The following is a 19095-nucleotide window of genomic DNA, read 5'->3' on the forward strand; positions in this document are numbered from 1 at the left end:
TTATTGTACTAGTTAGACCAGTATGGTTTTGTACACACCACGTTATATCAGCAACTTTTTGTAACAGAATGTAATTACCAGCTTCCTGTGTTTTCCATCGAGGCCCAAGGCTCCTTAGAAGAAAGCGATTCGCCTTTTTGTAGAAGCTCGATAGAAATCCCATTAGGATCTTTGACAAACGCCATATGACCATCGCGTGGTGGTCGAAGTATGGTCACCCCCATAGATTGCAAGTTTTCACAGACGTCGTAGATGTTTTCTACTTCAAACGCTAAATGACCAAACTGATCACCGCCGTTGTATGTTCGATCGTCCCAGTTGTGAGTCAACTCTACCTCAGGTGCGCCTTGCTCCGTCGCGTAATAGATCAATGAGAATTGCCCCTTCTCACTATCCATACGACGAGTTTGAATTAAATTTAAGCCTTTTGTATAAAATTCATGGCTTGCATCAGGATCGGATGTTCGGATCATTGCGTGTAGATAACGAATGCTCATTGCTTTCTCCTTACTTAAACGTCAAACAATATTAGAGAAACCAACGTTCGGTCGCAAAAGAGTTTTATCGAGTTGCAATGAGTTTCCTTAATCTTCCCAAACGTACCTAATTGGTTCGCCAAAGTCGTCATAAATGGCTTTTTTCTTAGGTTTACTGCGCTTAGCTGAAGTTGGAGGTGTAGTGGTTTTGGCTGATTTACGCTGTTGGATGGCCGCAACGACATGATTTAGCGGAGTTCTGTCTTTTTTGGGCTCGATAAACCCCATATGGCTCGTGTTATACTTGCCATCTTGCAAACCAGATTCTCCCATTTTGACGTGCTTTATTTCGCCTTGTTCACGGATAAAACTCTCTATTTGGGATTCTATTTCCTGACGGGTTTGTTTCTTGGATTTTGTTGGTTTAGTCATAACGTTACGCAGAAGTCTCGCTCGTGACTGTTATTTGAATGCCACAAACCCATCATATTAATCGTAAGAGGTCGTTAGTGTCTATTGTCAATTTAATTGTTCATGAAGTTCAAAAAAAAGAAGGTGAGTCGAAAGCGTTACTGATTGCTCGCCCAGAAGAGAACCCAATAGATGATGAAGCAGAGCAATTGGCCGCAAAAGTGACACATTTATTTAATCGCTCTGGTATGAATACGGGACAATTTAGTAACCCAGAAGGAAGCGATGAGGGAAGTAAGCTGCCAGCATTATTGTATAAGCATTTTTCTGGTGACGCATTTGACGACTTTGCTGCATTTTCTAAAGCGTGTGCCGCGGAATATGTTCGATTCTTAGATCCTGTTAGTGAGGCAGAAGGCGGGTTACTCTGGTTCAATCATTATGAGCAGGGGGGCACGCACTTTTTATTCATCGTTTTGTTAAAACGGAAGGCAGGGATCACCCTTGGGGAAGATTTAAGTTTCACCCAAGTCAATCAACTTGAGACTGATAAGTTGCATATGGCGATGCGTGTGAACCTTTCCGCTTACCATGACAGGGATGACACTCGCTATATTGCTTTTAGGTTTGGTAAAGCTCCAAAACCTGAAAGTGAGTACTTTACTCAATTTATTGGTTGTGATGAACCTAAGGTCGCGGCAAAAGAAACGCGTAAGTTGGTGGAAGCAGCCTCAGCATTTTGTCAGTCTCAGTCAATGCCTTCAAAAGCCGCTAATGAATTTAAAAAAGCAGTAGCTGAACAGTGTATGGAGAAAGCCGACGAACGTGAGCCGCTGGAGCTCGGCGATATTGCGCGCCAAATTGAGTCTCGATTTTCGCCCGAACAAGCGTCTAAATTTTTGGAAATTGCCGAGTCTGATGCCTTTCAAATAGAAAAAGAAATATTCGTTGAAAAAGCGGCTTTAAAAAAACTGACACGCGCCTCCGGATCAAACCGAGCATTAACGTTGAGTTTCGACACTGAGTTGTTAGGGGAGTCGATTGTGTTTGATCCAGACACGGGTGAACTTACGTTGAAAGAGCTGCCTCGAAGCTTACTTAAACAGCTAATGTCAATGGAGTCCAAGTAGCGCCATTAATTCTTGCATAGAGTTAAATGTGTCTGTGGCGCCTGCTTCGAGTTGGGCGCTACGGCTTAATGTGCTACTGAACGCCAATACTGTTGCGCCTGCGGCTTTGCCTGCTTGGATACCTGCAAGAGAGTCTTCTATAACAATGCAATGTTGTGGCGCGATGTTTAATGCGTTGGCGGCAGCAAGGTAAAGGTCTGGCGCTGGTTTGCCATGAGCAACGTCATCGACGCTAAAACGAGTATGAAAGCGCTCGCTTAATCCTATGATCCCAAGCTTAAGCTCCATCTCGGTGGTTTGAGCATTCGTTGCCATTGCTATTGGGCATTGGATTTTGCTGAGTAGTTCTGGAACTCCCTCAATCGGGGTGAGAGATGTTTGTATTGTTTCATTAAACTCTTGGCGGTAATTCTCTGCAAAATCGCTGGGTAAAGGGTGGCCAAGTAGTTGCTCTGCTAAGGCAAGATTATCTTTATTGGTAAAACCTGCAAACTGTGTGTGCATGGTGTGGTCATCTAAATCTAAACCAATGTGTTTTAGATTTCGCTGTAAGATTGATGTAGCGATCGTTTCTGTATCGACAATAACGCCGTCACAATCGAATAGAATCGCGTCATACTGGTAGGGCATATTATCTCCATCGAGATTAGTTTGTAATTAAATTACAGTATATCGATGATGGAAACGTAAAGGGAGGGGGTGTTATTGTTTTTCTCCCCAGTCTTTATTGAAGCGTAAAATGTTAGCCAAATACCGTGACGGTTAGGCCTGTGATTTGGTTGCTGGCGCGGTGCTCGTAAAAGAGTCTAAGCATGCTTTAGTCGCGTTTTTCAATGATTTGAATGCGCTTGAGAACAAGGCGAATACAGCGCTTGGTTTTTGCTTTGCTTCTGCATTAAAACCCCAGCTGGTAAGTAGTGCTTCATATTGTTCTTGAGAATCCATTTTTCGATTACTTGTACCACTGTAACGATTGTCGTAAAGGTTGCTTGAAAATGCTGAAAATTGTTCTGGAGAGTTCATAGTAAGCTCCTTGTGAGTTTAAGAAATGTTGTTTTATAACAACATTTATAGAGTAGTAGTTTTGGTGATAAGCGACAAACGATGCTTTTTCACTGTTAAGGTTATTTTTTTTCATCTATTAGGAGAAGTATGTCCCAATATCGAGCGTTATCTGCTTGCGGTAAAGAGTGGGTGTTTTTACGAGAAGAGCCTTTTGTCTCTGAGAGTGACCGCGCCGCTATACAGTTAATGAGTGAGCAAGCGGGCGCTAACATTTGGCGTGATTACATATCGGGCGAACATTTGTATCCTGAATTGTTTGCTTCTGACATGTGGGTGAACACTCAAGTTCAAACAGAGGTGCCATGGGAGGCACGTTGGGAGTCTGACAATGAGTCATTGCCCGAGGAGGTCTTAGAGTACTGTTCGCAGTGGGGGCAAGACACTCGCATTTACTTCTGTTGCCATTCAGATTTGGTGTTTGAAACCACTTGGGGGGTGTTTGAGCGAACGTGGAAGGCTTTTCTTTTTTTAGGAGCCGATCTAATTTTAGTGGGGCGCAAAAAAAAGCAAGCACTCCAATTCAAAGAGACTGGCTTCGTGTCCTTGTTAACTCGCTAAATTGAATGGGCGCTACTCACTTTCATCTAAAATAGCGAAAGATAAGCAGGTGCTAAATAGTGTTGCGCCAACAATGGCGGGTGGTGCGGGAAAGAGCAAGGCGAAGAGCCCAGTCGCTGTCCAGAGGGTTTTGACGGTGCTCAATCTGCGTTTGTAGCGCTTGGTTAAACGGCGATAATGAGGGTGCTGAAACGGTTGGTTAATATTGATTAAGTCCTTGGAATACCAACTAGGCATGAAGCGGCTAAGCGCTATTTGGGAATAAAAGACTAAATAAATAAGCAACATGTGTTTACCTCGAAATGCCATACGTTTGACATGGTGGTGATAGTCAAAGTCTAGAACAGCGTTGATATTTTGCTTGCTCAAATTTTAGTTTTTCGATGTTGGTATGTCTTTGGGAGGAAGTTGGTTTCGGCGCCGACTTAAGACGCTGTGCTGATTAAAGGTATCGTAGTAGTCGGCTAACAGTTCGCTTTGTAATGTTTCGCCATGCTGTGCTAACAGCATAGAAACAACTTCCGCGGTGGCGAATTGATGATCGTGTTTAGCTTGTCTAACCATAAATGTTTTTTGGACGTTTTCGCTAATACCAAACGTGGGAATCGAGTCTAACCAGCGACTTTGGTGGAGCATTTTACTAGCTAAGCGCCATGTGGCGTCGAGGACGATAACGTGAAGAGGTGCGTTATTAAACGTAGGGAGCTGAGCAATATGCGCTTTATTTTTCTCACGGTGATCAGTACAAGGATACAAGATTATCGAGTGGCCATGATGTTTTTCTAAGCGCTCTATTAGATGTTTGTCTGGCTCGGTTCGTGACCAGATATATGCATCGACCTGATTTGGAAAAAGATCGGCTATAAGGCGACCGCTGTTGGTTGGCTTGTGAATCTCGGTGTAATGATACAGTAGGGTGAACTGGATTGAAGTGCTAGATGGGTGTCGTTTATGACAGAAGCAAGCAAATGAGGCCATTAAACAAGTAGGGCAGCGTTCTGCGTTCGACCCTCTGGCAACAAAGTCTCTTTGGCTATTTTGTTTCGCTGTGTTGCGCAGTATGTCGACCCGATGGGGAGCGAAAGTTCTTGATGTGTTGTCGTCGTTTGTCATGTTGTTGGCGGTTGGTCGTCAGAAAAGCGTTCATTTTGCACGTATTATCTGCTGGTTACTAACGTTTGATTGTTATCTTTAGACTAATTATGCAAATTAGGTGAAATCAAAGCAGAACGTTTAAACAGGCTCTATCTAGCTTTGCGTCGGCGCGCTAAGGTTGAGCAATATGAAGTTAGTTATGAGTAAATTATGAGTCGTTACATTTCGCCTGTACTGTATATATTGCTGATGTTGGTCGGCTGTGTGGCGTTTGTTGCGATAGCGGGGGTGCGAGTCGGTTTTATTGAGCCGAGTACTGCGTTCTCGATGTTGCGTAAAACCGTTTACGCCGCGTTAGTATTGACCGTGCTGACGATTGCTTCTCTGGCTGTATGTCGGAAGGAGTGCAACCCTTCTGGTCGACGTTTCTTTATTTTGGTTGGTATTATCTCGTTTATCTACAGCATGATGTGGGTAGCGGTGTATATGCAAAAATCGAAATTGCCAGATTTGTACGACATTACGACGGACTTCACCACGCCCCCCTCTTTTATCAATATTAATTACGTTCGTAAGGCCTCTGAGCATAGTCTGAGTTACAACCCAGAGTGGGCAGAGGTCCAACAAAAGTACTATCCAAACGTTAAGCCTCTGGTCGTGGATGCTGACTTTAAACAGGTGTATATAGAGACGCTAACGTTAGCTAGAGATAGTGGCTGGGATATCGTGTCTCAATACCCTAGCGCTGGTGTGATTGAAGCGACTGCTCGAACCCCTCTATTTGGTCTTAGAAATGATGTTGTCCTGCGTTTAGTGCGTCGGGAGGGGATGGTTCGGGTCGATATGCGATCTTGTTCGCGCACGGGGAAATCTGATCACGGTGAAAACGCAGAACGGATTAAGCACTTTTTAAGCGATCTTAATGCTCGTTTAAATCCAGCCCCAATGGGTGTTAGCTATCGAAACTGAGTTTCGACGTTATTTTTTCTATTCAATCTAAAGGCTGTTTTCGCTAGACTCTAAATATCTTTTTTTGGAGTTAATCGTGTGAATCGTCGATCTCAGCAGAAACTCAGTACCCGAGCAAACATAAAACGTACAGCCCGTGCAGCGTTTTTAGAGCGCGGCGTGGAGGCAACGACGACTCGCGAAATTAGTCGCTTGGCGGGAGTCGCTGTAGGTACTTTTTTTGTTCACTTTCCTGATAAATTGGATCTTGTGAAAGAGATCTTTTTCGACGAAATGGACTCTGCATTAAGTGCTGGTGTCGGCCAGCAATCTCCAACATCATCTCCCACCGAATACATGGTGCAAATTGCGCAGGTGTTGTTTACCTTCTACTCAAAGTACAGTGAATTTACTCGCATGATTATGCTGGACAGTGTGTCCAGTGGCGGGTTTCACGCCCAGCAGATGTCATCCGTTCGCGATGGGTTAGCAAGTCGATTTGAAGCGGTGAATATCGATGCTAATACGGCATCGATTTTTGCTGAGAATGTGATTGCAAACTATTGGCTGGTGTTCATGGAGTGTTTGCCTAGTGGTAAATTTGATGCGCCCGCTACCATGCAGCGCCTTAATAATTTGAATTTACCCTTTAAAATTTCCTATGATAACGCGGCCAGAAAATGATGCTTTAGTTAAGTTGGTTTGCCTTTCTATATGGGCCTTGATAATCAAATATCAGCTGCGTTACTTTCCAGTGTGATTGTTTATCTTGTTCTGCAATCACAAAATCAGGCGCGACAAGGTAAGGAATAAAGGGCCTTATTTCCTGTGCTGAGGAAAATGTTAATTTCTGTGTGCCTTGAGCAATTCGCCGAGCGAATTCTTTGTTGAACTGTGCTCTTTGTTTTGGGTAGCTGAGATTGAAGCGTTGTTTGACTTCGTCACCATCTTCATCGTGATAGGTGATAATTATGCTATTCGATTCGATTCTCCCACTTACTGCTTGGCAGCGTAAAACCTTGCAGCCAGTCAAGTTAAGCGCTTTTTTAAGTATCTCATCTGGGTCGATCAATCGCTTATGGCAATGTTGGCAGTGTCTTGCTGCTATGTCATTTTCTTCATCGCAGTACGGACAGCGCTTAAAAACAAAGCGGTAGTCACATTGATACTCCCCATCTAAGGTTTCCACTAGTCCTTGGCAGCGCCTGCCATAGTGTTCTAAAAGAGTTCCGTCCGCGGCTTTAACACCCCAGAATATGTTTTGGTGCTCACATTGGGGGCATTCGACTTGCACAAGCTGGCTCTTACTACTAGGTTTCTTGCTACCAATTTCAGGCTGAAAAATGTCATAACCAGAATTAGTGTAGTCTAGGATCAAGCAGTCTTGTTTATTGGGTGATTGGCGTAAGCCTCGGCCGACCATCTGCTGAAAAAGGCTAACGGACTCAGTTGGTCGAAGCAGGGCGATCACGTCAACATGTGGTGCATCGAACCCAGTCGTCAAAACAGAGACGTTCACAAGGTACTTTAGCTGCCTAGCCTTAAACCCCTTAATGATCTGATCCCTTTCCGCTCCTCCCGTTTCACCAGTGACGATCTGTGAGTTGGCTTTTGGTAGATAGCTGATTATCTCCATAGCGTGTTCTACTGTACTGGCAAAAATCATGACGCCTTGGCGGTCTTGTGAAAGCTCGATTATTTGTTCGCAAATGGCTTTTGTGACTCGAGGGTGCAGCTTTACGAGCTCGTTTAGCTGTTGCTCGACGTCTCTGTTATCGTTTTCTGTGGGGGGTTGTAGAACTTTATCGAAGTTATAATGGGCAACCGCGGCGTTAAAAACGTTAGGCTCAGTTAAGTACCCAGATTTTACCAACCTTCTGAGAGGTAGCTCGTAAATGCATTTTTTGAAGAATGGCGATTCAACGTCTCGAAAAAAGCCCCAGTAGTGTTGATGGTATATCCAGCCACTATCGAGCCGATAAGGCGTTGCTGTTAATCCTAGGATTTTTAAGTTGGGGTTCATTTCGAGAAAATGCTTAATGACTGTGTGGTATTGGCCTTGCTCAGTTTTGGGGATTCGATGGCATTCATCGATAATAAGCAGTGATAATGGGTCAGATATACGATCGAGGGCTCTAGCGAGACTTTGAATGCTAGCAAAGGTAACGTCGTGCTGGAGTTGTTTTTTCTTTAGGCCAGCTGCGTATATGCCGCCGTCCACTCCAAGAGCGGATAGTTTTTGATGGTTTTGTTCTACCAATTCTTTTACGTGAGCCAAGCAGATGACTTTATGTTTTGCCAGGCGGCATAATTCCGCTATGACGAGGCTTTTGCCAGCGCCTGTCGGGAGCACAATGACGGCCGAATCATTGGATTGGCGAAAGTGCTTTAGTGTCGCGTCGACAGCTTCTTGCTGGTAGTCACGTAATTGATACATTTCTGTTTAAGTCATCTCAATAATCTGTGTTATCGATGGGCACGCTACAGTATCATTCCACGCTTTACAATCTTCATATATAGGTTCTCTCTATGACTGCTATCGTCCCATTTACGTCAGCATCGCCCTTCGATAAAGTGATGGCGGATATTCGTGAAAAAGGATGGAGTGTCACGGATGGATTTTTCTCTGATGAGCTAATTGATGCGCTCTTATTGGATATATCTGAGATAGATAACGCTTACATGAAGCAAGCTGGGGTAGGGCGCTCTAGTGATCACCAAGTTGTGCTGAATCGCCGAAGCGATTATATCCGTTGGATCGATCCAGTTACGCCTGCGCGTAAATCATTTTTAGACGCAATGTTAGAGCTTCGCCTAGAGTTCAATCGACGTCTTTTTATGGGGTTGTGGGATTATGAAGCACACTTTTCTCGCTACGAACACGGCGCCTTTTATGAAAAGCATGTCGACGCGTTTAAAGGAAAAAGTAACCGAGTTCTATCGACAGTGCTCTATCTTAACGAAGATTGGTCCGATGCTGACGGCGGGCAGCTTGTGTTGTTTGATGAGCATGACGAGTCAAAAAAGATTGGTCAGTTTGCGCCGATTAAGGGGCGATTGGCTATTTTTCTTAGCGAAGAGTTTCCTCACGAGGTGCTGGCCTCTCAGCGTACACGACACAGCATTGCTGGCTGGTTCCGAGTGAATAACAGCATTCAGAATCAGGTTGATCCAGATCAATAATGTTCGCAATTTAAGCGTCATTTCACTATAATTCGCGCCTTAATTCAAAGGCTCTGGTTTTACGTTCCAGATCGCGTTAGGAGAGAAAGACGTGTCAAAAGTTGTAGTATGTGCGCTGTATAAGTTTGTTCAATTAGATAACTATGAAGCGTTGCGTGAACCGCTTCGTGAGTTGCTCGAAACGAACGAAGTTCGTGGAACTTTGTTGTTAGCGAAAGAAGGTATTAACGGTACCGTAGCAGGGAGTCGTGAGGGCATTGATGCGATGTTGGCTTGGTTGGCTCAGCAACCAGGGTTGGACAATATCGGGTATAAAGAGTCTTACGATGAAGAAATGCCATTCTACCGCACGAAAGTAAAACTAAAGAAAGAAATTGTTACCATGGGTGTTGAAGGTATCGATCCTCGCAAAGTCGTCGGTACCTACGTCAAGCCGAAAGATTGGAATGCTCTAATTTCTGATCCGGACGTTGTTCTAATTGATACCCGTAACGACTATGAGTATCAGATTGGTACGTTTGATAATGCGATCAACCCAAAAACAGATACGTTTCGAGAATTCCCGCAATACGTAGAAGAAAATTTAGATCCCAAGAAAAACAAGAAAGTTGCGATGTTTTGTACGGGGGGCATCCGTTGCGAGAAATCAACAGCTTATTTGAAAGAGCAGGGGTTTGAGGAGGTTTATCACCTAGAAGGTGGTATCCTTAAGTACTTAGAAGAAGTACCTGAAGAAGAAACCATGTGGCGGGGCGAGTGTTTTGTTTTTGATAACCGTGTGTCGGTTAATCATAAGCTTGAAAAAGGCGAATACGATCAATGTCACGCTTGTCGTATGCCGATTACTGAAGAAGAAAAGCAAGATGAGCGCTTTGAGCAAGGCGTAAGTTGCTCACATTGTTTTGATAAGTACACCGATGAACAGCGTCAGCGATTTATTGAGCGTGAACGCCAAGTTCAGCTGGCTCGCCAACGTGGTGAGGCGCACATCGGCGCAGACGTTACCGATGCGGTAGAAAAACATCGACGCGAGAAAGAATTGGAGCGCGAGCGTCAACGAAACGTTGCGAATCAAGCAAATTAATCGATTGATTCGAAAATTAAAGGTCAGCCAGCGCTGGCCTTTTTTGTTTATGAAAAACGCACACTCCTTGATAAAGGATGTGATCAGTCTATTGCAAATGCTTCGTTTCTTTTCTGACTCAAAAAGCTTAGAATTCAGGTAATTACATTGTTGCGTTAAAGATAGAAATCGCGATAGACGTATTCACGCTGTTTATACACGGCCTCAATTATTCACCAGATCAGACTGCATGAGCTATCAAGTACTCGCACGAAAGTGGCGACCACAAACTTTCCTTGAAATGGCAGGGCAAGATCATGTGCTGCAGGCATTGGTTAATGCCCTTCGTCAGCAGCGCTTGCATCATGCTTACCTGTTTACGGGAACACGTGGTGTTGGTAAAACCACCATCGCTCGTATCTTTGCCAAATGTCTAAATTGTGAAACCAATGGTATCTCCCCTGAGCCTTGTGGCACCTGTGATAGCTGTCGCGAAATTGTCGAAGGTCGTTTTGTTGACTTGATTGAGGTTGATGCTGCATCGCGAACCAAAGTAGAAGATACCCGCGAGCTATTAGAAAACGTTCAATACGCGCCCACTCGTGGTCGCTTCAAAGTGTATCTCATAGACGAGGTGCACATGCTATCCACTCATTCCTTTAACGCACTGCTGAAAACTCTAGAAGAACCACCGGAGCACGTGAAGTTTTTGTTGGCGACAACTGACCCTCAAAAACTGCCAGTAACGATTTTATCGCGTTGTTTGCAATTCAATTTAAAGAATATGTCTCCTCAGCGTGTGGTGGACTATTTGCAAACGGTATTGAACGCAGAGAGTGTTACCTACGATCAGCCAGCTTTGTGGCAAATAGGGCAAGCTGCTAATGGCAGCATGCGAGATGCCTTAAGTCTGACAGATCAGGCCATTGCGTTTGGCGATGGTGAGATCTCTGAGACCAGCGTCACCTCAATGCTTGGACTGGTGAACCAAAGCCAAATTTTGTCATTATTGGAAACAGTTGCCAGCAAGAATGCGGCAGAGACGCTTGTTAAAATAAACGCTTTAGCCGATTACCAGCCGGACTTCTATTCTATTTGTGGCTCTTTGCTCGACACATTGCATCGAGTTGCGATCGAGCAGCAGGTGCCCGGAGTCTTGGTTGACCAAATGGGGGATTTGGCACGTATCAAGGCCTTAGCAGCAAGTGTGAGTGCAGAAGAAGTGCAGGTGATGTATCAAAGCCTTCTGATAGGGCGTCGTGATTTGCCTCTATCTCATGCTCCGAAAGCGGGCTTTGAAATGTTAATGTTGCGGTTGATCGCTTTTCGCCCTGCAGGAGCGATGACTGTCAGTTACGAAGCACCGCCAGCATCCTATAGCTCTGATTCGATGGTGCCTAGTTCGACCCCTGAGTCTGTATCGAATAGCCCAACAGAGCAGGCGCTTTCTAAAACGGAAGATGAGCAAAAAAAAACTTCTGATATACAATTAGGCTCTTACTCAGATGAACCAGTACAAGAGCTTGAGAATATTAAAGAAGCAGTTGTCGACCTAGATCATGAAAGTACTCAGCTTTCTAACTCTAGCGACCTTTCTCCTGCAGCTGTTCCGTCTACAGAGCGGCCGCCTTGGGAAGATGCACCGGCTGAGCCAGAAATCGACATCTCTGAACCTAGTCGCGCAGCGTTCGATTTAAGTGTTGAAGTCAAAGACCAAGAGATCAGCGAGATCGATTCTGCTCCAAGTGAGCGACTTTCTAAAATGCTATCTGAAGATAGTGATCTGTCAGAAGAAGAGTCAGATGAAGATGCTGACGAAAGAGCAATTGCAGAAACCGAAGATCCTTATCGTTCGGCTGCCAGTCTCGTAGAAGCTGTTGTTGAAGAAGATTCTGAAGAAGCGTCACAATCGGCTGCGGCTAAAAATATTGCAAATACGGTGACTCAGCCTGCACTTGGTATGCCGCTCCCTGATATCGCTCATTTTAAAGATATGACAATGAATCTTTGGTGGCTGGTAGCGCCAAGGTTGAAATTGACAGGGTTAGTACAAAATATAGCGATGAACTCATCATTAGTGGATGCTTCTGAACAAGGGATCAAACTGCAAGTGCCGCTAGAGTACGGGCATATGCTGAATCAAACACGCTACGAACAGATTCAGTCGGAATTGTCGAGTTTCTTTTCTGTTTCGGTGCCTTTGATTATTGATACAGTCGCAGAAGTGGATGGCGTTACGGCTGAAGAGTTTGCTGCTAGTAAGCGAGCAGAAGCACTTCAATCAGCGATCAATCATTTAAATGCTCACCCGGTTGTCAAAGCGCTATCAGACACATTGGGCGGGCAAGTGTTATACGATACTGTCAAAGTAAAAGCTTAAGTTATTTATTGGAGAGTTACTATGTTTAAAGGTGGTATGGGTAATATGATGCGCCAAGCGCAGAAAATGCAGGAAAACATGCAGAAAGCCCAAGAAGAAATCGGAAATATGGAAGTTGAAGGCACTGCAGGAGCGGGTCTTGTAAAAGTTATCATGACTGGACGCCATGATGTTAAGCGCGTATCAATTGATGATTCGTTGTTTGAAGATGATAAGGAAATGTTAGAGGACTTAGTGGCTGCAGCGATGAATGATGCAGTACGTAATATCGAACAAACTTCAAAAGACAAAATGGCACAGGCAACGGAAGGGATGCCTATCCCTCCTGGTTTTAAGATGCCTTTCTAGGAGTAATGGATTGTTCAGCCCGTTGATCAAAGAGTTAATAGAATCTTTGCGTTGTTTACCTGGCGTAGGGCCAAAGTCAGCTCAAAAAATGGCGCTTTATTTACTAGAGCGTGATTCTCAAGGTGCAGATCGCCTTGCTGAGTCTTTACGTCATGCGCTTGATAAAGTGGGGCGCTGTAGCCAATGTCGAACACTGACCGAAGACAGCTTATGTCAGGTCTGCGCAGATGATGAGCGAAATCGCTCGCGTTTATGTATTGTGGAAACGCCAGCAGATGTCATTGCGATAGAGAGTACCAAGCAATTTGATGGTTTATATTTTGTATTAATGGGGCATTTGTCTCCCATTGATGGAATAGGGCCAGATGAACTCGGGCTTGATCGACTTGATATGCTGACGACAGATCACGGTGTTGAAGAAGTTATTATTGCCACGAACAGCACCGTAGAAGGTGAAGCTACTTGCCATTACATCGCACAGATGTTGAAGCCTAAAGGAATCGATGTGAGTCGAATTGCGCAAGGTGTACCAATGGGAGGTGAATTAGAATACGTTGACGGAAATACTTTGGCGTTGGCGCTTGAAGGCCGGAAAAAACTTTAACATGGATAATCAAACACATAGCCCAGAGATCGTGTGGGTCGATACAAACAGTGCATTGCAAGAGTGGTGTGAATACTGGTCAACACTGCCTTTTATAGCAGTCGATACGGAATTTGTCCGTCGCACGACGTTTTATCCGGTTACCGGACTAATACAGGTTTCTGAAGGCACCAAAGCCGTATTGATTGACCCTCAGCCAATTACTGATTGGTCGGCTTTGCGTGCTTTGTTGGTTAATGAAAAGGTCATGAAGGTATTTCATGCCTGTTCAGAAGACCTTGATGTGTTTGATAATTTATTAGGGGTTTTACCTACTCCGTTTTACGATACGCAAATTGGCGAGGCTTTCGCCACGGGTCAATGGTCGCTAAGTTACGTCAAGTTGGTTAAAGCGTATTTGGATATCGATGTCGCGAAAGATGAAACACGGTCAGATTGGACGCTACGTCCGTTAACGGATGGCCAGAAGCGTTACGCTGCGTTGGATGTTACCTTTCTAGCAGAAATCTTTCCTTTGCAACAAGTGAGGCTGACTGAAAAGAGGATGCTTGACTGGGTATTGGAAGATTGTGAAAGCCTTAAGTGGCAATACCTGCAAAACAATGATGCTGAGCAGAACTGGGATGGTGTTAAAGCAGCTTGGCGGTTGAATCCCAAGAGCCTGACACTACTACGCCTACTGTTTCTTTGGCGGGATGAGCGTGCTCGAAATGATAACATTCCTCGTGGTCAAGTGTTGAAAGATCGGACTTTATGGGCGCTCGCTAAATTCATACCTGATACTGCGAGAGATATCGGACAAGCAGAGGACATTTCCCCTAAGCAAGTTAGGCTGTATTCGGATGCCATCTTGGAAAAAGTCGCCGTTGTGAATCAGCTCAGCTCTGATGAATATCAGCTACCGCTTACACCACCTCTACCTTCTGACGCGGGCGACTTATCAAAGGCAATGCGAGCGTACTTAAAGTCACTTGCACAAGAGCTTGATGTTGCGCCAGAAGTCGTTCTAAAACGTAAATTACTAGATCCTTTGATGCGTCATATTTATGATGGCTCAGAAATGGATTGGTCTAATCCATCCTTTAATGGTTGGCGTAAGGATCGAGTAGTCGCACCCTTGTTAGAGAAATTTTCTAACTAACTAGATAACCTTGAGTAGCACATCATGAGTCAAATGATTATTCAGATTTTTCGTTCGTCAAAGAAAGACGAAATGTACCTGTACGTTGAAAAAAGTAAGGGCACGAAAGATGTACCAGAAGCCCTGATGGAGCGTTTTGGCACACCAATATCAGCGATGACAATGCTGATTAAACCAGAGCAAAAGTTAGCACGAGCTAATGCGCAAGATGTAATGGATTCAATTACAGAGAAAGGCTTTTATTTACAAATGCCGCCAGCAAAAGACGACTATTTGTTAGATTTATATAAAGCACCCACGGAAGCCCGTTACTAATGATCGCTAAGCGCTACGAGCCTTTTTGGAAAACCACACCAATGCATAAAATGTCTCCTGCTGAATGGGAGTCTTTGTGTGATGGGTGTGGTAAATGCTGCCTACAGAAACTTGAAGATGAAGATACACAAGAGGTGTTCTACACCAACCTATCGTGTCATCAGCTAGACTTAAATGTCTGTCGATGTAAAGTTTATGAGCGTCGGCTCGAAAAAGTAGCTGGTTGCATATCTCTTACACCCGAGGACATTGCTGAGTTTGATTGGCTGCCTGATACGTGTAGTTATCGAGTGCTTCACAGCACTGGCGAGTTACCCAGTTGGCATCCTCTTTTAGTGGGCAATGATCGGGAAATGCAACGCCAAGGTTTAACAGTCGCCCATTATGCTGTTAACGAAAACACTGTTGACGAAGACCAATGGCAAGAACATATTATTAAGTGGGTGCACGGAATGCCCGAAAAATACGATCCGAGCTAGCGCCTTCCACTTTAAGGCGCATATCACCGTAAGCAGTCGTTGGAGAGCCTAATCGTGGTCACTATAAAGAATTTTTTTTCACTCATTGTTGTGCTACTACTGACGGTGCCCAATGTTAAAGCGGATACTCAATTTCGGCTGATTGTCGATGCATCGGGGAGTATGCTAATTAGTGACCCGGATAAGTTGACGTCTGAATCTCTAAAACTCATTTCTAATTTAGCGCCAGAAGAGCGAGCCTCTCTTGGAGTATGGCTTTTTGGTGAGCGACCACGGGTGTTGTTGCCTGAGGCCATGGTTAATCCCAGTACTAAGCAGCGTCTTAATAATGCAGTTGAAGATTATGTTCCCGGCGATTTAAAGACTGATCTAGAATCCATTATTCGCATGTTGTTGCAAACTCCAGATGATGTTGGATTAGCGCCTGAGTTTGATCGACACTGGATTCTTGTCACTGATGGGATGGTAGATGTTAGTCTCGATGAAAAAGTGAATGAAGCTTCCCGTCAACGTATTATGACAGATCTGGCGTCTGCATTATCGGAGCGAGGGATTCACCTGCATACTGTATCCATGTCCAATTATACCGACAAAGAGTTGCTTCAATCCGTCTCAACGTTGACTAATGCAACGCACACTGAAGTTGCTTCTCCCGAAGCATTGTTAGACACCTTTGATCGAATATTTTCACAAGCAGCACCATCAGAAGAAGTTCCTTTTGAGGACAATCATTTCTTTATAGACGAAGCGATTGAAGAAGCGACCTTGCTGGTGTTTCACAAAGAAGGCTTAACGCCGACCATTACTCAACCTAGTGGTCAACCACTGAATATGTCGGCTTCAAACGTGTCGGTGGCAAAAGCAGCTCACTATACGTTAGTAACGATTACTAAACCAAAGGTTGGCACTTGGGAGGTCAAAGATGTTGATCTTGAGCGTAGTAATGTTCGTGTCATTACAAAGCTAAGTGCGCAAGCGACGAAGATTGCCCCTGTGATATTCGTCAACGAACCTATTTACTCGACGGTTGGTTTATTCCAAGATCGCGAGTTGATTAAAGATACAGAGTTTTTAGATTTGATTGACGTTACGCAGCGCTTAAACCTTCTTTCTGGAGAGAGTGAAACCGAGCTTTTTAAACAGTCAGTAGGAATCGCTAACTCACAATTTAAAAACAAAGTAGATAAATTGACTGATACTGGTAATTACGAACTTATCTCCGAAGTCGATGGCAAAACGTTTGTTCGTAAGCTTAGCCAGTTCTTTTCGGTTGTGGATCCCATAAAGGTGACGGCGCAATCACAGGACGGCGGCCTTGTGATGATTTCAGCAAAGCCAACGAATATGCGCTTAAATAGTCTGCGCAGCAATGCACGGTTGATCATGACCTTTAAAGATGGTTCGGAAGAACAGGTAGAGATGCCACTATTGGGCGAAGGATATTGGCAGAAAATATTTCCCGTACCGCCAAATGATGCCGTAACGGCTTATGTGAGGCTGATCGGTATTACGCGTACTGGCGTTCGTTTTGAATATTCCTCTGACGTTTGGACATTAAGTCGTCAAGGTGCAGAAAGGGTTCAGGTTCAGCAAGGACGAGATAGCAGTTTAGTCGCATTGTCTTCTGCTGCAGCGGTTAACCGAGATCTCATGCCAGTTGTGGTTACGCCTCAAATATCTGTTGTTACGGAAGAGGAAATAGAGGAACAGGCCGAGTCTGAGGCTGCAGCAGCGCCCGAAAAAATTAATACAGAAGATGATAACCAGACTGACGTCGATACGCTCGTAACAGATGAAGCCACTCTGGATAAGACTGATTGGCTATTTTACGCGGTATTGAATGGAGCGGGATTACTCATCGTGGGGGGAGGATATTTTATATTCCACCGTATCCGTAAAAAGCGTAAACAACAGGAAATAAACGATTCAGATGTGTGAGTTGCTAGGTATGAGTGCCAATGTCCCCACGGACATATGCTTTAGTTTTTCTGGTTTGCGGGCGAGAGGGGGGCGAACAGGGCCTCATAAAGATGGCTGGGGTATGGCGATGTATCGTGATGACAGTGTCTGGTCTATCCATGACCCTCGCCCAAGTTCAGATTCTGATATGGCAGAAGTGATGAGTAATACCTCTCTAAAATGCCACATAGTGATCAGTCATATTCGGCAGGCGAACGTAGGAAACGTTTGCTTGCCTAATACACACCCATTTAGTCGCTTATTGTGGGATACAACGTGGAGTTATGCGCACAATGGGCAACTAGAATCACCACAAACCTTGGATATTTTGAGCCACTACCCTCTGGGTACAACCGACTCAGAGCGTGCATTTTGCTGGCTCATTGAGCAGCTTCTCGCAGAATTTGGTGACGCTATGCCTAGCATAGAGGTGTTAGGGACTAAACTATTAGGGCTGTGTGATCAGCTTCGAGAAAAGGGCGTGTTTAATATGATGCTGTCAAATGGACAGTATTTATTTTGTTATTGTACGACGAAGCTGCATTGGATAACTCGTCGTGCGCCTTTTAAGCCCGCTACCCTTGCAGACGAAGACATTACAGTTGATTTTAAAGAAGTCACAACAGACAAAGATGTCGTCACTGTGATAGCGACGCAGCCTTTGACCAATGATGAAGACTGGCAACAGATGCAAACGGGTGAGCTCTGTGTATTTGAGGCAGGCGAATTGGTACAACGAGTTAAGTGCTTGGCTTAACGCACTTCAATATTGAGCAATAAAAAAGCCGACTCGGAAGTCGGCTTTTTAGTGTTAGAGACCGCTTACTGAACTAGCTCATTATCGCTAAACTCACCCTCAAATAGAGCGGTCGACAAGTAGCGCTCACCTGAGTCTGGTAACACAACGACAATATTCTTATCTGCGAATTCTGGCTCTTGGCTTAAACGTTCGGCGGCAACGACCGCAGCGCCGCAAGAAATTCCGCACAAGATGCCTTCCTCGCGCATAAGGCGTTTAGCCATGCTGATGGAATCTTCGTTGCTTACTTGCTCGACTCGGTCAATGATAGATAGGTCTAGATTGCCTGGTACAAAACCAGCTCCGATTCCTTGAATTTTGTGCGGAGACGGAGTTGGCGTCTCGCCATTTAGGGTTTGTGTAATGACGGGAGATGCCGTTGGTTCGACAGCAACGCTTGTGATCGCTTTACCTTGTGTATTCTTAATGTAGCGGCTAACCCCAGTGATGGTACCACCGGTGCCGACACCAGCGACGAATACGTCAATTTCACCATCCGTATCACGCCAAATTTCTGGGCCTGTCGTTTGCTCATGAATTTCAGGGTTCGCCGGATTTTCAAATTGCTGGAGTAGAACGAAATTATCGTCTTCCGCAATTTCTTTTGCTTTTTCGATTGCACCTTTCATGCCTTTAGCGGGCTCAGTCAGTACAATATTTGCGCCTAAGGCTTTCATAACTTGGCGGCGCTCCAAACTCATGCTGGAAGGCATGGTAATGGTAATAGGATAGCCTCGTGCTGCCGCCACAAAACACAGTGCAATCCCCGTGTTACCACTGGAAGGTTCAACGATGGATTTACCCTCCGTTAAAATGCCTCGTTTCTCGGCATCCCATACCATGTTGGCCCCGATACGGCATTTCACGGAGAAAGCAGGGTTCCGTGACTCAAGTTTTGCCCAGATGTTGCCATTACCAATGCGGTTTAAGCGAACGAGTGGGGTGTCTCCGATGGTTAGGGAGTTGTCGTTATATACTTTCTCAGACATTACACATCCTTCCTGTCTCTGTATGAATAATTAACTTGGTTAGCAGATGCTATTGAAGTCACTATAAACTGATGTATGGGCGAGGGGTAAGAATTTCAAACTATAAGTATAGACTATCACCTGTGATGGGGTTTCTTAAGCTGTGGTTCACG

22 protein-coding genes are annotated in these 19095 nt (G+C 44.7%); 14 read left to right on the top strand and 8 right to left on the bottom strand.

All coding sequences use genetic code 11. The features are described from left to right. Nucleotides 1–74 precede the first annotated feature (74 nt). Together DN730_RS01210 and DN730_RS01215 are read right to left on the bottom strand one after the other, a co-directional pair. A complete protein-coding gene (locus DN730_RS01210) occupies nucleotides 75–497 on the bottom strand; it encodes a VOC family protein (protein WP_115466286.1) in 423 nt (140 codons plus the stop codon). Between the two features lie 87 nt (nucleotides 498–584). Beyond that, nucleotides 585–908 (bottom strand): hypothetical protein, encoded by a 324-nt coding sequence (locus tag DN730_RS01215; RefSeq protein ID WP_115466287.1) that lies wholly within the window; start codon nucleotides 906–908, stop codon nucleotides 585–587. A gap of 77 nt (nucleotides 909–985) precedes the next feature. Here DN730_RS01215 and DN730_RS01220 point away from each other — a divergent pair, with 77 nt between their 5' ends. Then, the gene (locus DN730_RS01220) at nucleotides 986–2017 is read left to right on the top strand and encodes a nucleoid-associated protein (RefSeq protein ID WP_115466288.1); all 1032 of its coding nucleotides are present in this window, start codon (nucleotides 986–988) and stop codon (nucleotides 2015–2017) included. On the opposite strand, the gene DN730_RS01225 is transcribed toward DN730_RS01220, so the two are convergent. Both DN730_RS01225 and DN730_RS01230 read right to left on the bottom strand, forming a co-directional pair. Beyond that, the gene (locus DN730_RS01225; protein ID WP_115466289.1) at nucleotides 2000–2647 is read right to left on the bottom strand and encodes an HAD family hydrolase; all 648 of its coding nucleotides are present in this window, start codon (nucleotides 2645–2647) and stop codon (nucleotides 2000–2002) included. The two genes, DN730_RS01220 and DN730_RS01225, sit on opposite strands and share 18 nt — an antisense overlap. 132 nt (nucleotides 2648–2779) lie before the next feature. Beyond that, nucleotides 2780–3040, bottom strand: coding sequence for a hypothetical protein (locus DN730_RS01230; protein WP_115466290.1), 261 nt, complete (start codon nucleotides 3038–3040; stop codon nucleotides 2780–2782). Between the two features lie 129 nt (nucleotides 3041–3169). Here DN730_RS01230 and DN730_RS01235 point away from each other — a divergent pair, with 129 nt between their 5' ends. Then, complete coding sequence (locus DN730_RS01235) at nucleotides 3170–3640, top strand: DUF2947 family protein (protein ID WP_115466291.1); 471 nt, start codon at nucleotides 3170–3172, stop codon at nucleotides 3638–3640. Between the two features lie 12 nt (nucleotides 3641–3652). Here the strand turns inward: DN730_RS01235 and DN730_RS01240 are convergent, their stop codons facing one another. Both DN730_RS01240 and DN730_RS01245 read right to left on the bottom strand, forming a co-directional pair. Then, the gene (locus tag DN730_RS01240) at nucleotides 3653–4009 is read right to left on the bottom strand and encodes a hypothetical protein (protein ID WP_115466292.1); all 357 of its coding nucleotides are present in this window, start codon (nucleotides 4007–4009) and stop codon (nucleotides 3653–3655) included. Nucleotides 4010–4012: 3 nt separating this feature from the next. After that, complete coding sequence (locus DN730_RS01245; RefSeq protein WP_115466293.1) at nucleotides 4013–4753, bottom strand: tRNA-uridine aminocarboxypropyltransferase; 741 nt, start codon at nucleotides 4751–4753, stop codon at nucleotides 4013–4015. A 192-nt stretch (nucleotides 4754–4945) separates the two neighbouring features. Between DN730_RS01245 and DN730_RS01250 the strand changes: the two genes are divergently transcribed. After that, nucleotides 4946–5704: a DUF1499 domain-containing protein gene (locus tag DN730_RS01250; protein WP_115466294.1), complete on the top strand. Its 759-nt coding sequence runs from the start codon at nucleotides 4946–4948 to the stop codon at nucleotides 5702–5704. Nucleotides 5705–5782: 78 nt separating this feature from the next. Then, the gene (locus DN730_RS01255) at nucleotides 5783–6367 is read left to right on the top strand and encodes a TetR/AcrR family transcriptional regulator (RefSeq protein ID WP_115466295.1); all 585 of its coding nucleotides are present in this window, start codon (nucleotides 5783–5785) and stop codon (nucleotides 6365–6367) included. 4 nt (nucleotides 6368–6371) lie between these two features. On the opposite strand, the gene radD is transcribed toward DN730_RS01255, so the two are convergent. After that, complete coding sequence (gene radD / locus DN730_RS01260) at nucleotides 6372–8120, bottom strand: DNA repair helicase RadD (RefSeq protein WP_115466296.1); 1749 nt, start codon at nucleotides 8118–8120, stop codon at nucleotides 6372–6374. 92 nt (nucleotides 8121–8212) lie between these two features. Here radD and DN730_RS01265 point away from each other — a divergent pair, with 92 nt between their 5' ends. The 10 genes from DN730_RS01265 (at nucleotide 8213) to DN730_RS01310 (ending at nucleotide 17912) form a co-directional block, all read left to right on the top strand. Then, the gene (locus tag DN730_RS01265) at nucleotides 8213–8866 is read left to right on the top strand and encodes a 2OG-Fe(II) oxygenase (RefSeq protein WP_115466297.1); all 654 of its coding nucleotides are present in this window, start codon (nucleotides 8213–8215) and stop codon (nucleotides 8864–8866) included. A gap of 91 nt (nucleotides 8867–8957) precedes the next feature. Beyond that, entirely contained in the window at nucleotides 8958–9950 is a 993-nt protein-coding gene (gene trhO / locus DN730_RS01270; protein WP_115466298.1) for an oxygen-dependent tRNA uridine(34) hydroxylase TrhO, read from the top strand. A 229-nt stretch (nucleotides 9951–10179) separates the two neighbouring features. Next, nucleotides 10180–12309, top strand: a complete 2130-nt coding sequence (dnaX, locus tag DN730_RS01275; protein WP_115466299.1) for a DNA polymerase III subunit gamma/tau — start codon at nucleotides 10180–10182, stop codon at nucleotides 12307–12309. 21 nt (nucleotides 12310–12330) lie between these two features. Beyond that, nucleotides 12331–12657: a YbaB/EbfC family nucleoid-associated protein gene (locus DN730_RS01280; RefSeq protein ID WP_115466300.1), complete on the top strand. Its 327-nt coding sequence runs from the start codon at nucleotides 12331–12333 to the stop codon at nucleotides 12655–12657. 10 nt (nucleotides 12658–12667) lie between these two features. Continuing rightward, nucleotides 12668–13261, top strand: a complete 594-nt coding sequence (gene recR, locus DN730_RS01285) for a recombination mediator RecR (protein ID WP_115466301.1) — start codon at nucleotides 12668–12670, stop codon at nucleotides 13259–13261. 1 nt (nucleotide 13262) lies between these two features. Continuing rightward, nucleotides 13263–14402 (top strand): ribonuclease D, encoded by a 1140-nt coding sequence (gene rnd / locus DN730_RS01290; protein ID WP_115466302.1) that lies wholly within the window; start codon nucleotides 13263–13265, stop codon nucleotides 14400–14402. Nucleotides 14403–14426: 24 nt separating this feature from the next. Beyond that, nucleotides 14427–14717, top strand: coding sequence for a YcgL domain-containing protein (locus tag DN730_RS01295; protein ID WP_115466303.1), 291 nt, complete (start codon nucleotides 14427–14429; stop codon nucleotides 14715–14717). Then, nucleotides 14717–15196 carry a YcgN family cysteine cluster protein gene (locus tag DN730_RS01300; RefSeq protein WP_115466304.1) on the top strand — a complete coding sequence of 160 codons (480 nt, stop codon included), beginning with the start codon at nucleotides 14717–14719 and terminating at the stop codon, nucleotides 15194–15196. Before DN730_RS01295 ends, DN730_RS01300 begins: the two co-directional genes overlap by 1 nt. Before the next feature lie 54 nt (nucleotides 15197–15250). After that, nucleotides 15251–17134: a vWA domain-containing protein gene (locus DN730_RS01305; RefSeq protein ID WP_245957864.1), complete on the top strand. Its 1884-nt coding sequence runs from the start codon at nucleotides 15251–15253 to the stop codon at nucleotides 17132–17134. Then, on the top strand, nucleotides 17127–17912 hold the full coding sequence (locus DN730_RS01310; RefSeq protein WP_115466305.1) for a class II glutamine amidotransferase: 786 nt from the start codon (nucleotides 17127–17129) through the stop codon (nucleotides 17910–17912). The genes DN730_RS01305 and DN730_RS01310 overlap by 8 nt, the downstream gene beginning before the upstream one ends. Before the next feature lie 65 nt (nucleotides 17913–17977). On the opposite strand, the gene cysK is transcribed toward DN730_RS01310, so the two are convergent. Continuing rightward, the gene (gene cysK / locus DN730_RS01315; RefSeq protein ID WP_115466306.1) at nucleotides 17978–18943 is read right to left on the bottom strand and encodes a cysteine synthase A; all 966 of its coding nucleotides are present in this window, start codon (nucleotides 18941–18943) and stop codon (nucleotides 17978–17980) included. Nucleotides 18944–19095: the final 152 nt, after the last annotated feature.

The organism is Marinomonas piezotolerans (assembly GCF_003362755.1).
Classification (GTDB): domain Bacteria; phylum Pseudomonadota; class Gammaproteobacteria; order Pseudomonadales; family Marinomonadaceae; genus Marinomonas; species Marinomonas piezotolerans.